Source organism: Niveispirillum sp. (assembly GCF_017996735.1).
Classification (GTDB): domain Bacteria; phylum Pseudomonadota; class Alphaproteobacteria; order Azospirillales; family Azospirillaceae; genus Niveispirillum.
This window is the reverse complement of the sequence record NZ_JAGOGJ010000012.1, coordinates 70172-83982: the sequence shown is the minus strand read 5'-3', so window position 1 is coordinate 83982 and position 13811 is coordinate 70172. Positions and strand designations below refer to the sequence as shown.

General features: G+C 63.4%; 3 protein-coding genes. All 3 read right to left on the bottom strand.

The genetic code is table 11. The features are described 5' to 3' along the window. The coding region (locus tag KBA48_RS06685; RefSeq protein WP_292904472.1) for a hypothetical protein at positions 1-602 on the bottom strand (602 nt) is incomplete at its 3' end. A gap of 320 nt (positions 603-922) precedes the next feature. Continuing rightward, positions 923-5056: an Ig-like domain-containing protein gene (locus KBA48_RS06680; RefSeq protein WP_292904470.1), complete on the bottom strand. Its 4134-nt coding sequence runs from the start codon at positions 5054-5056 to the stop codon at positions 923-925. Between the two features lie 113 nt (positions 5057-5169). Further along, entirely contained in the window at positions 5170-13626 is an 8457-nt protein-coding gene (locus KBA48_RS06675) for a beta-propeller fold lactonase family protein (protein ID WP_292904468.1), read from the bottom strand. Between the last annotated feature and the right edge of the window lie 185 nt (positions 13627-13811).

Sequence of the window (13811 nt, the reverse complement as noted above, 5' to 3'; positions counted from 1 at the left end):
CGGAAAACGCTGAACGGCTGACGATCATGGTGGGATAGATGATCGGGCGTGTATCTCAGAAACGGTTGAATTGTGGCGATCTCTTCCAGGTCCATCTTCAATCTGATGGATGGCTGCCCGGTCCGGACAATACGTCGTTCTTCCGAGCCGATGACAAGGCATCGCGGACTGAGCATCGCCGCCGTGAATGCCCCATCGAAGAAGGCTGCGGGGTCCATCATGAAGGCCCTGCCATTCACCATGGAAAAAATGGGCATCACATGTTCATCAACGTCTTTCCTGTCATCCGGCGGCAGACTGTTTTGCCATTCCCTGTCCTGTATCGACCGCAACAGACCCTCGGACACGAAGGTCGCCGGCAGCATGGTGCTGATTTTACGTACGATCTGCTGGACTTTCCCCGGCGCGTCTGAGGTATCGATCCCCAAGGCCGGGGCGACAAGCCCGGCGGATGCCGCGAACAGATTGAATGCCTCATAGGCGGCGGACAGCATGGCACTTTGCAGCCTGCCTGACGGTGAATTTATAGTAGAAACAATTCTGTCAAAAACGCGTGAATCGCGACGGGTCAGCTCCTTAACGGTATCCGGATTGAAAAACATTCGTATCTCCTTGACGTGCTGCGATTACGGATATCAACATCCGGCCCGTGACGCCACCTCCCCCGCTCACCAATTGCTCCATTATTTGCCATAACATACATTATCAATCTTCTATCTGTAGGCGCAAAGTTAAAATGTCAGTCCTGAGCAAGATAGAAATGTCAGTCTCTGGATCGGTTTTGGCCGGTTTTGGAGGCTGCCCTGGTCTGTCGTCGTCGCTTGTCGGGGGGGCGGCCGTCACCGCGGGGGCTACCGGCATGAGCCAACATCTCATGCCGGTGGCACAACCCTGACAGGGCGCCGGGTGGGGCCGCCCTTGCTTATGCCCCCATCGGGTCCAGGAACCAGTTGGCGACATCGCCGGTGCGGCCGATGATGGTGACGATCTGGCCGTCGCCCATATCCAGCAACGTGTTGCCATCCACGACCCGGGCCTTGGCGATGATGCTGCCCAAATCCAGGCTGGCATCGTAGAGCGCCAGACGATCCTGGCCGATGTTGAAATCGGCAATGACCGTCCCGCCGGACGTGGCCCCCAGGGCGAAGGTGTCGTGGCCGGCACCGCCCCAGATCGTGTCGCCACCGCCATCGGCAAAGATCAGGTCGTCCCCGGCGCCGCCATCGATCATATCGGCCCCGGCGCCGCCCATCAGCGTGTCGTTGCCGGCCTCCCCGAACAGGATATCGTCGCCGTCACCGCCCACGCCCAGGTCACTGCCGTCACCCAGGCCGATCAGGTCGTCCCCGGCGCCGCCCAGGCCCGTATCGTTGCCGGCACCCGCCGACAGGGTGTCGGCGCCGCTGCCGCCATGCAGCCAGTCATCGCCGTCCCCGCCGAACAGGATATCGTCCCCGGTGCCGCCATCGATCGTGTCATTGCCCGCGTCGCCGGTCAGGACATCGTCCCCCTCCTCCCCGAACAGGATGTCGTTGCCAGTGCCGCCAAAGCCGCGATCATTGCCGTCGCCACCGCCGATCAGGTCATTGTCGGCGCCGCCCAGCAGCCAGTCGTCACCGGCACCGCCATGCAGCAGATCGTCGCCGTCATCGCCGAACAGGCTGTCATTGCCCAGGGTTGACGCGACGGTGTCATTGCCGCCGCCGCCATGCAGTTCGTCATCACCCGGCCCCAGGATCATGGTCTGGCTGGCATTGTCGCCATGGACCACCTGCGCCCCGGCCCCACCGACGATGGTGGCCTCACCGATGATGGCCGCAAAATCCACATGGTCCAGTTGAACCGTGACGGGACCGTGCGCGTTGGTGCTGTTCACCACCAGGGCGATGGGCTGGTCGCTGGCGGGGCTGTTGCCGGTGATCGCTGTCGTCCCGCCTTCGCCGCCGATATCGACGCTGCGCACCAGCAGCATGCTGTTGCTGGCCAGGCTGGACAGGAAGCCGGTGGCACCGCCGCTCAGGTCCACACGGGCGCTGTCCTGCGCGTCGGTACGGGCTTCGATCTCCCGGATCAGGTCGGTGAGCGACCGGCCGGGATCAGTGCGGTGGCCGGAACCCGCGCTGGTGACGGTGACACCGGCCGGGACACCGATCATCAGCGTGGTCACGGTCTGCATCTGCCCCGTCTGGGCGTCGAACACCTGCTCACGCACGACTGGAATGTCGGCCGTCGTGCTGCTGGGCGTGGTGGGATCGTCCTGGCGGCTGGGGGTCGGGGCGTCGATCACCACCGTGGTCGTGGTGGTGCCGTCCGGGCGGGTGGTGGTGGTGCCCGTCACCTTGGTCCCGTCAATCAAGGCCTCCGGTTCCGGATCGATCGGTCCGGGTGTCGCCGACACGATCGTCGCCGTACCCGTCGTCACCGGACTGCGATTGCCGGCAGGGTCGGTCAGGGTCACCGACAAGGTCAGGGTTCCTTCGGCAAAGCTGCGCAGGTCGACGCCGGTGATCCGGGCCTCTGGCCCGCCCATCACGCCGGTGCCGCTGATGCTGCCGCCGCTGCTGGCGGTGATGGTCCAGTGATAGGTGGCGCCGGCCTCCCCGCCACTGATGGTAAAGGCCACGTCGCCCGTGCTGCCAACCTGCATCTGCGGGTTGGCAAAGCGGGCCCCCGTCAGTGTCGGGGCCAGGGTGTCGACTCTCAGTTCCTGCGTGCCGGGGGCGGAACTGTTGCCGGCGGCATCGGTGGCGGTCACCGAAACGGCGTTGGTGCCGTTGCTGTTCAGGGTCAGGATGCCGCTGCTGGGCGTGGCCGCGCCCAGATCCACGGTCCATTGCCCGTCACCATCCGCCTGCACCTGATACCGGGCGCCGCCGACATTGATGTCCACAGTGCTGCCGGCCTCTGCCGTGCCGGTCAGAACCGGGGTGGCGTCATTGGTCAGCGGGCCGGAGGTGATTACGGGTATGCCCGGCGGGGTCGTGTCGATGACCAGCGATTGCGTGCCGGGGGCGGAACTGTTGCCGGCGGCATCGGTGGCGGTCACCGAAACGGCGTTGGTGCCGTTGCTGTTCAGGGTCAGCGTCCCGCTGCTGGGCGTGGCCGCGCCCAGATCCAGGGTCCATTGCCCGTCACCACCCGCCTGCACCTGATACCGGGTGCCGCCGACATTGATATCCACGGTGCTGCCGGCCTCTGCAGTGCCGGTCAGAACCGGGGTGGCGTCATTGGTCAGCGGGCCGGAGGTGGTTACGGGTATGCCCGGCGGGGTCGTGTCGATGACCAGCGATTGCGTGCCGGGGGCGGAACTGTTGTCGGCGGCATCCGTGGCGGTCACCGAAACAGCGTTGGTGCCGTTGCTGTTCAGGGTCAGGATGCCGCTGCTGGGCGTGGCCGCACCCAGATCCACGGTCCATTGCCCGTCACCATCCGCCTGCACCTGATACCGGGCGCCGCTGACATTGATGTCCAAAGTGCTGCCGGCCTCTGCCGTGCCGGTCAGAACCGGGGTGGCGTCATTGGTCAGCGGGCCGGAGGTGATGGTGGGCGTGCCCGGCGGGGTCGTGTCCGGCTGAATGGTGACAGAGGTGGCGATGGACAGGCTGGCCGTGTCCTGGCCGCCCTGGGCCGTGCCACCATCATCGCGCAGCGCCGTCAGGGTGACGGTGCGCTGCCCGCTGGCCGTGGGCGCCTGGTTGGCATAGGTGATGGCGTTGATCAGACTGGCCAGATCGGCCGCGCTGATGCCCTGGCTGAAATCGACGGTGACGGTGGCGGTGGTGCCATTGACGGCAACGGCGATGGACGGCTGGCCGGCGCCACCGACGCTGTTGCCAGCGGTCAAGGCCACCGTCTGCGCATTGATGACCAGCCTTTCCTGGGCACCATCGCTGATGCCGCCGACGGTCAGGGTCAGCCGGGTCAGCAATTGACCGGCTTCGACCGTCGAAATGCTGCTGCCACTGAACAGGCGTGTGGACGGGTCGCTGCTGTTGGCGGCGACCGTCGCCGCCGGATTGGCCGTGCTGGTCAGGGTGGGGGCGTCATTGATGTTCGTGACGGTGACGGCGATGGTCTGCGTCGAGGATTCTTGCCCGTCGCTGGCCTGTACCGTCACCTGATAGACGCCGTCCTGATCGGCATCGGCCTTGGTTTCGAAATCAGGCGCGGCGGCGAAGGACAGGACGCCCGTGGTGGCATCAATGGTGAACAGCGCCCCGTCAGCCCCGCCGGCGATACTGTAGGAAATGCTGTCGCCTTCCACATCGGTGGCGGTGACGGTGGTGACCGTCACCGTGCCCTCGGCCACGCTGGCCGTGGCGGCGGAGTTGATGACGGGGGCGTCGTTGGCGCCATCGACCCGGATGGTCAGCGTCTGGCTGGTGGGCGTGATGACCACGCCATCGGTGACGGTCAGGGTGAAGCTGTCCGTCTGTGCATCCTTCAGGGCCTGAATGGCGTTGGTATTGGGGACATAGAGATAGGCCCCCGTGCTGCTGTTCAGGTACAGCGTGCCATAGGTTCCGGCCTTGGACAGATCATAGCTGATGCCGTCCGCCGTATGGGTGGCGGCCTGTCCCGTGCTGATGCCATAGGTCAGGCTGCCGCTGTCCGGGTCACTGGCGGTCAGCGTGCCGGTCTGACCGGTGAAGCTGTCGACCGCGGCCGTATCCGTCAGGGTGATGTCGTCGGGTGCCGTCAGGGTGGGGGTATCATTGACGGCCGTCACCGTCAGCCTGCCGGTCGTGGTCGCGCTGTTATTGTCCTGGGCATCCGTGATGGTGATGGTGAAGCCGCGATCCACGGTCGACGGGGCGTCGCTGCTGTTGGCATATTTCACCAGCCGCAGGGCCGCCTGGTAATCAGTGATGTTGGCCGTGCCCGACAGGGTCAGGGTGCGGGTCGCGGCATCATAGGCGGCCGTGATGCCGGACGGCAGGTCCGTGGCCGACAACACTTCGGCCGCACCATCGGGCGTGGCCGCCAGGGTGACGGTGATCCGCTTCAGGGTTGTGCTGTCGCTGTCGCTGAGGGTGGCATCGGGCACCAAGGCCACGGCGGCGCCATCCTCCGTATAAACCCGCTTGAGCGGCTGACCCAACTGAAGGGTGGTGATGGCCTCTTGAGTGTCAGAGATGACATAGGCGAACTTGCCATCGGGCGACAGGGTCAGGAAGTCGGGAGCCGACAGCTTGTCCCCACCCCGGCACCTTGGACAAGTTTCGTGGCAAAGGTCAGGGCGCCCGTCGTGGCATCCCGATCGAATATGAAGAGGGCGCTGCCTCCCCGGCTGGTCACGTAAACCGCTGTGCCGTCGGGTGCCACCGTGATGGCATTGGGATCTGCCAGACCGCTGACCCCGCTGTCGCCATCCCGGACCAGCCCCCCATAGGTCAATGCCCCCGTCGCGGCATCGCGGGAAAAGATGCTGACGGCATCGTCATCGACGCTCGCCACATAGACCGATTTGCCGTCCGGCGAAACGGTAACCGCGCTGGCCTGGTCCAGGCCGTCGACCCCGCCCACACCGTCCTTGAGCGACCCGACATAGGTCAGGGCGCCGGTCGATGCATCGCGGCTGAAGAACGCAATGGCGTCATCCCCGGTGCTCGTTACATAGACGGACGTGTTGTCCGGGGAGACCGTGACGAAACGGGCGCCGTCCAACCCATCGACACCATCCACGCCATCCTGCAGCGTTCCCAGATACTGCACGTAACCGTCAGGATAACGGATAAAGGTCACGATCGTGTTGCTGTCATGGCCGATGGCATAGAGCGACTTGCCGTCGGGCGCGACCGTGAGGTTGAGCGGACCGTCCAGGCCGCTCACCCCATTCACACCATTTGCATGCACGCCCATGTAAACCAGGGTCCCGGTGAAGGGGTTCCGGGTGAACATGTAAAGCGTGTCGCTGTCAGAGGCCGACGCGTACAGTGACGTGCCATCGGGCGCCATAACCAGGGCGCCGGGGCCGGTCAGGTTGCTGAAGTTGTTTTCCCCGTTCTTGATCTGTTGGGCAAAGGTCAGGGCGCCCGTGTCAGTGTTACGCGTGAAGACGAAAATCCCGTCAATTTCCGCACCGGTCACATAGGCAAACTTACCGTCGGGGGAAATGACGATATTCTCGGCCTTGTTAAGATTGCTGACGCCGTTCTCGCCATTGGTGACATGGCTGACATGGCCCGCTTCACCGACACCGGGAATGGTCAGGACCGGCTTGGCCATCAAGGTCACGGTGGTGGCAACGGACAGGCTGGCCGTATCATGGCCGCCATGGGCGGTCCCGCCATCATCCGTCAGACCTGTGATGGTGACGGTGCGGGTGCCGGCCTCCGCGCCCGTGTTCTTGTAGGTGATGGTGTCCACCAGGCTGGCCATGGCGCTGGCCGTGGCGCTGCTGGTCGCGGTCATGGTGACGGTGGCCGTGCCGCTGCTGAGCGTGACGGCATAGCTATAGCCATTGACGGTCAGCACATTGCCGTTGGTCAGCGCGATGTCGCTGCCATTGATGGTCAGGAATTCCTTGGCCCCATCCGTGACACCGCCGACGGTCAGGGTCAGCCCGTTCAGGCCCTGGCCCGCCTCCACCGTCGAAATGGTGGTGTCGTCGAACAGGCTGATGGCCGTACCGCTGCCGGCCGTGGCCTTGGCATCGCTGTTGGCCGTCGCCGTCAGGGTCGGCGCGTCATTGACGCTGACCACCGACAGGGTGCCGGTGACCGGGCGGCTGGACAGGTCGTCGGTATCGGTGACGGTAATGGTGACGGTACGCGCCGTGGTCGTCGGCTCGTTGCTGCTGTTGGCGTATTTCACCAGGCGCAGGGCGGTCTGGTAATCGGCAACGCTGGCCGTGCCCGACAGGGTCAGGGTGCGCGTGGTGGCATCATAGGCGGCTGTGATGCCGCCGGGCAGATCGACAGCCGACAGGCCTTCGGCGGCACCATCGGGCGTGGCCGACAGGGTGACCGTCACCCGTTTCAGGGTCGCGCTGTCATTGTCGGTCAGCACAGCATCCGGGACCAGGGTCGCAGCGCTGCCATCCTCCGTATAGGTGATCTGTGGCGCGGTGAAGGTGGTGATGGCGTTGTCGAAGCGCGATGTCGCATAGATGGATTTACCGTCGGGCGACACGATGACGGCACTGGCCCCGGCCAGCTTGTCACCGCCCCCCTGACCATCGACCAGCTTGTCGACATAGGTCAGCGCCCCCGTTGCCGGGTCGCGCGTGAATACCAGGACCGCATCGCTGGAAGCGGCCGCCACATAGGCCTTGGTACCATCGGGCGTCACCGTGACCGGTGAGATCCCAAACAAGCCTTCGACGCCGTTGACCCGATTGCGGATCACCTCGACATAGGTCAGCGCGCCGCTGTCGGCATCGCGCGAAAAGACGGTGATGGTGTTGTCTTCGCTGCGTCCGGTGACATAGACCGACATGCCATCGGGCGACAGGCTGATGCCGGTGGCATGGTCGAGACCTTCGACACCATTCACGCCATGCGTGACGGCGCCGACATAGGTCAAGGCGCCGGTCGCGCTGTCGCGGTTGAAGATCGCGACGGCATTATCGTTCCGGCTGGCGACATAGACGAATTTGCCATCCGGCGACACTGTAACCCCGCTGGCTCCTGCCAGCCCGTCGACACCATTCACGCCGTCCTGAAGCGTCCCGACATAGGTCAATGTCCCGGTGTCGGCATCACGGTTGAAGATGGCAATGGCGTTACCCTGCCTGCCCACGGCATAAACCGAATGTCCATCCGGGGAGACGGTGACGGCGGACGTGTCGGCCAGGCCGGTAACATTGTCGACACCATCCTTGACCTTGGCGACATAGGTCAGCGCACCGGTCGTGGTGTCGCGGTTGAAGATCGCGATGGCATTGTCGGTGCCGCTGGTCACATAGACCGAATGACCATCGCCGGACACCGTGACGGCGGTGGGGGACAGAAGCCCGCTGACACCCCCAACCCCGTTTTCCAGGGTGCTGGCATAGGTCAGGGCGCCCGTGTCTTCATTGCGATGGAAGACAATGATGCTGTTGAATGTGCTGAGGGCATAGACGGATTTGCCGTCGGCGGAGATGGTCATTGTCACAGGGCCGGTCAGGCCAGTGACTTGGTCCTCCCCATTGACCACGGCCCCGGCAAAGGCCGGCAGCGTAAGCCCGGGGGCGATCAGTTCCGGCTTGGCCATCAAGGTCACGGTGGTGGCGATGGACAGGCTGGCCGTGTCATGGCCGCCATTGGCCGTGCCGCCATCATCCGTCAGGCCGGTGATGGTGACGGTGCGGTGGCCGCCGTCCTCCCCCGTGCTTTTGTAGGTGATCGCGTCGATCAGGCTGGCCATGGTGCCGATCGTGGCGCTGCTGGCGGCGGTGACGGTGACCGTCGCCGTGCCGCTGGCCAGGGTCACGGCATAGCTGTAGCCGTTGGCGGAAACAGTGTTGCCGTTGGTCAGGGCGATGTCGCTGCCCTGGATGGTCAGGAATTCCTTGGTGCCATCCGTCACCCCGGTCACGGTCAGGGTCAGCCCCTTCAGGCCCTGACTGGCCTCCACCGTCGAGATGGCGGTATCGTGGAACAGGCTGGCAGCCGTGCCGCTGCCGGCCACGGTCTTGGCATCGGCATGGGCGGTTGCCGTCAGGGTCGGCGCATCATTGACCGCCGTCACGGTAAGGGTGCTGGTCAGTGCATCGCTGGACAGATCGTCGGCATCGGTGACGGTGACGGTAAAGCTGCGATCCGTCGTCGTCGGTTCATTGCTGCTATTGTCATACTTCACCAGCCGCAGCGCCGCCTGATAATCGGCCACAGTGGCATTGCCCGACAGGGTCAGGGTGCGGGTGGTGGCGTCATAGGTGGCCGTAATGCCGCCGGGCAGGCCGGTGGCGGACAGGCTTTCGGCCGCACCGTCGGGTGTGGCCGACAGGGTGATGGTGGCACGCTTCAGATTGGTGCTGTCCGCGTCGCTAAGGGTGGCAGCCGGCAGCAGCGCCACAGCGCCACCATCCTCCGTATAGGCGGCTACGGATGCCGCCTGGTCAATGCTGAACGCCGTCAGAAAAGCGTACGTTCCAGACGCGACATAGGCGGATTTTCCGTCCGGGGACACCAGGACGGGACCAGGGGAGAGAAGTTTGTCGACACCATCGACGCCGTTGACCAGCTTCGTCACAAAAGTCAGGGCACCCGTCGTCGTGTTCCGTTCAAACTGGACCAAAGAGGAGTCAAGAATACCAGCGGCCAGGACGGACTTGCCATCCGGCGTCACCACCAGTTTGTGCGCACCGTCCAGACCACTGACCCCATCTTCGCCGTTACGGACGACGCCGACATAGGTCAAGGCACCGGTGCTGGGATTGCGTGAAAAGATGCTGATCGCATCGTCACCGGAAGAAGTCACGTAAGCGAACTGGCCATCTGGCGACACGACAACGTCTTGCGGCTGGTTCAGGCCATCGGCGCCCCCGACCCCATCCTTGATGGATCCCCCATAAGTCAGGGCACCGGTCGATGCATCGCGGCTGAAGAAAGCGACGGCATTGTCGCCATTGCCGGTTACGTAGAGAGACGTGCCATCCGGCGATAGTTTAACGCTGTTGGCCCCTGCCAGCCCGTCGACACCCCCCACACCATCCTGCAGCTTTCCAAGATAAGTCAGGGAACCGTTGGTGGTATTGCGGCTGAAGGTGACAAGATTGCCGTCGCTACCGGCAACATAGACAAACTTGTCATCTGACGAGCTTGTTATGCTTGTCGGACGGCTGATGCCACTGACACCATTCAAGCCGTTCATGACGAAGCCGGCATAGGTCAGCGTACCCGTGCCGGTATCACGGTTGAACAGGGCAATCTTGCCGTCGAAGCTGGTTACATAGGCGGATTTGCCGTCAGCGGACACCCCGACAGCCGTAGAGCCAATAAGCCCGTTCACGCCGTTGGGATTTTCTTCATCCTGTCGCAGGGAACTGACAAAGGTCAGGGTGCCTGTGTCAGTATTGCGGCTGTAAACCTCAAGAACACCCTCGCTGCTCGCCGCGTAAACGGACTTGCCGTCGGGGGACATGCCCAATGCGTCGGCAATAAACCCGGATGTCTGGAGATTTCCGCGATAGCTCACCGTGTCGGTGCCGGCGTTGCTGACAACCGGATTGTCCATCAGGGTTAAAGTGGTGGCGACGGACAGGCTGGCCGTGTCATGACCGCCATTGGCCGTACCGCCATCATCCGTCAGCCCGGTGAGGGTGACGGTGCGGTGGCCGCCCGCCTCCCCCGTATTCTTATAGGTGATGGCGTCGATCAGGCTGGCCATGGCGCTGGCTGTGGCGCTGCTGCTTGCGGTGGCGGTCACCGTCGCTGTGCCGTTGGTCAGCGTGACCGCATAGCTGTAACCACCCGCCGTCAGCGCATTGCCATTGGTCAGCGCGATATCGGTGCCATTGATGGTCAGGACTTCCTGGGCCCCGTCCGTCACCCCGGCAACGGTCAGGGTCAGGCCTTTCAGGCCCTGACCCGCTTCCACCGTGGAAATAACCGTGTCGTGGAACAGGCTCAGGGCCGTGCCGCTGCCAGCCAGCGCCTTGGCCGCGCTGTTGGCGGTTGCCGTCAGGGTCGGTGCGTCATTGGCAGCCACAACCGACAGCGATCTGGTGTAACCCGTGCTGGAAAGATCGTCGGTATCGGTGGCGACGATGGTGAATTGGCGGTTCGTCGTGGTCGGTTCATTGCTGGTATTGGCATATTTCACCAGCCGCAGCGCCTCCTGATAATGGGCGACAGAGGCGGTGCCCGACAGGGTCAGGGTGCGGGTCGTGGCGTCATAGGCCGCGGTGATGCCGCCTGGCAGGTCGGTGGCCGACAGGCTCTCCGCCGTGCCGTCGGGCGTCGCCGTCAGGGTGACCGTGACCCGCTTCAGATTGGCGCTGTCAACATCGCCGAGGGTGGCGCTGGGCACGACCGCCGCGGCATTCCCATCCTCCGTGTAGACCGGCATCGGCGGGGTAACGGTGACACCGCCGACCACAGGGTCGGTCACGGTCGGGGCGACCTTGGTCAGCGTCAGGGTGGTGGCAATCGACAGCGTGGCTGTATCCTGGCCACCATTGGCGGTGCCGCCACTATCCTTAAGACCGGTGATGGTGACAGTCCGGGTGCCAGTGGCCGAACCCGTGTTCTTATAGGTGATACCATTGACCATGCTGGCGATGGTGCTGGTCGTTGCGCTGCTGGTCGGGGTGACCGTGACTGTGGCCGTGCCGCTGGACAGCGTCACGGCATAGTTGTAGCCGCCAGCGGCAACCGCATTGCCGTTGGTCAGCGCGATATCACTACCGTTGATGGTCAGGAATTCCTTGGTGCCATCGGTGACACCGGCCACAGTCAGGGCAAGACGGGTCACCCCTTGCCCCGCCTCCACCGTGGAAATGGCGGTATCGCGGAACAGACTGATGGCGGTGCCGCTGCCCGCCGCCGCATTGGCGTCGGTGATCACTGTGGCGGTCAGGGTGGGGGCATCATTAACGTTGGTAAGCGACAATATACCTGTCAAGGCATCGCTGGACAGATCGCCGCTGTCGGTAACGGTGATCGTAAGGGTGCGATCCGTCGTCGTCGGTTCGTTGCTGGTATTGTTGTATTTCACCAGGCGCAGGGCCGCCTGATAATCGGCAACGCTGGCCGTGCCCGACAGGGTCAGTGTACGGGTGGTGGCATCATAGGCGGCTGTAATGTCGCCGGACAGACCGATGGCCGACAGGCTTTCCGCTGCACCATCGGGCGTGGCCGATAGGGTGATGGTGGCCCGTTTGAGGTTTGTGCTGTCAGCGTCGGTGAGGACGGCATTCGGCACCAGCGCCACAGCGCCAGCATCTTCGGTAAAGGTGATCAGCGGCGGGCTGATGCTGAATGCCGTTACAGCGTCATCCAATCTCGCAGTGACATAAGCGTGCTTTCCGTCTGGGGAAACAATGACGTGATTGGAGCCGCTTAGTTTGCCGCCATTTCTGTTTTGATCTAGAAGCTGTTCCGCAAAGGTCAGGGCACCCGTTGTCGGGTTCCGGTCAAAAACGATCACGGAATGACCGAGGAGATTAGCGACAAGAAGTGCCTTGCCATCCGGGGTCACCGTAAGTTTTGTAGGGCCGTCCATGCTCGTGACCCCGTTTTCGCCGTTGCGGACGACCCCGACATAGGTCAAAGCACTGGTATTGGCATCGCGTGAAAAGATGTTGACTGCAGTGTCACTGTAAGCAGCCACATAAACGAACGCGCCATCGGGTGAAACAGTGACACCACGCGCTCTATGCAGGTAATTGACACCACCTTCACCATCTTCAAAGGACTCGACAAAGGTCAGGGCACCAGTCGTGACATTCCGGCTGAAGGCTGTCACGGTACTAACCTCGGTAGTACCACCAAAGGACGCAACATAGACCGATTTGCCATCGGAGGAGATGGCCACGTCTTCGGCACCCGTCAAGCTGTGGAACCCCCCCCATTGGTTATCCTGCAACTTCTCGACGAAGGTCAGGTTACCGGTGGTGGTGTCACGCGTGAAGGTGACGATCGTGTCATCATTAGAGCTGGTGACGTAGAGATTATTGCCATCAGGTGAGACCGCGAGACCAAGCGCGCCAGACCAATCGCTGACCCCATTGGACCCCTCCTCAACCTTGCTGGTATAGGTCAAGGCACCGGTCGTGGCGTTGCGGCTGAACACATAGATGTCGGAATCGTCTCCATCGTAACCAACCACGGCATAGACGGATTTGCCGTCCGGCGAAATCGTGATCGTCAGGCCGGCAAATCCGTCTATGCCGTTCTTCGCCTGACTGACAAGGGTCAGTGCGCCCGTGCTGGCATCACGCGCGAAAACCAGGATCCCGTCAGTATACCTGCCCGAGACGTAGACAAACTTGCCGTCGGCTGACATGGTCGATGATGTCAGCCAGTCAAGATCAGGGATGTCGTTATCGACGTTATTCACATTGCTGAGATAGGTCAGGTCGGTCTTCCCGCCCGTCAACACCGGCTTTTCCGCCAGCAGGCCGGAGAAGCCGGAAGCGACCAGCCGATCCATTGCCGCGCTGTCGGGCAGATGGCCGTGGACATTGTCCAACTGCCAGTACCCATCACCCACCGGCTGCCGGGCGGCGGCGACATTGGCACCGGTCAGGGCGGCAAGGCCCGCCAGCAGCCAGTCACCGGCCGAACCGGCACCAACGGCGCAGCCATGCAGGAACAGGGCCCCCTCCCCGCCCAGGGCGGCGGCCATCGCCGTGAACAGATCCGCGCGCGCATTCAGGGCGGCAGCGTCCAGCGTGGCGGTGCCCAGATGCTGAATACCGGGTTCCCCATGGCCAATCAGATGGATGGCGGCGACGGGGCCGGATTGCGGATCGCGCGCCAGCAGCGCCTCGGCCAGCAGCGCCAGACCATCCTGTCCGGCCCCGACCGTCACCACCTGGGCGACCGGGGCCGCTGCATCGCGCAGCCGTTCCCAATCGGCCACTGCCGTGTCGATGACAATCATTTCCTCTTGGGCCATCGGGGAAACGGCGGCCGGGAAGCCGGCGACGATGGGGGCGAGGGTGATCTGCTGGGTGGCGGCGCAGGTCAGCATGCTACTCATCCTTGGCATGGGGCCGGCATGGGGGCGTGCCGGAAGCGGTTGGCAGGGAAAAGCCGCCCCTCCCGACCATCGGGTCAGGTCAGGCAGCAAATCGGCACTCCTCCTGAAGATCTCAGGAAGATAGAAAGCTGCTATTTTTCATCTGCACTTGATGATTTTCTTCATTTCGTTGATAT

Coding starts and splice junctions, on each gene's coding strand:
- KBA48_RS06675 (WP_292904468.1), bottom strand. CDS start 13,626: ATGCTGACCTGCGCCGCCACCCAGCAGATCACCCTCGCCCCCATCGTC.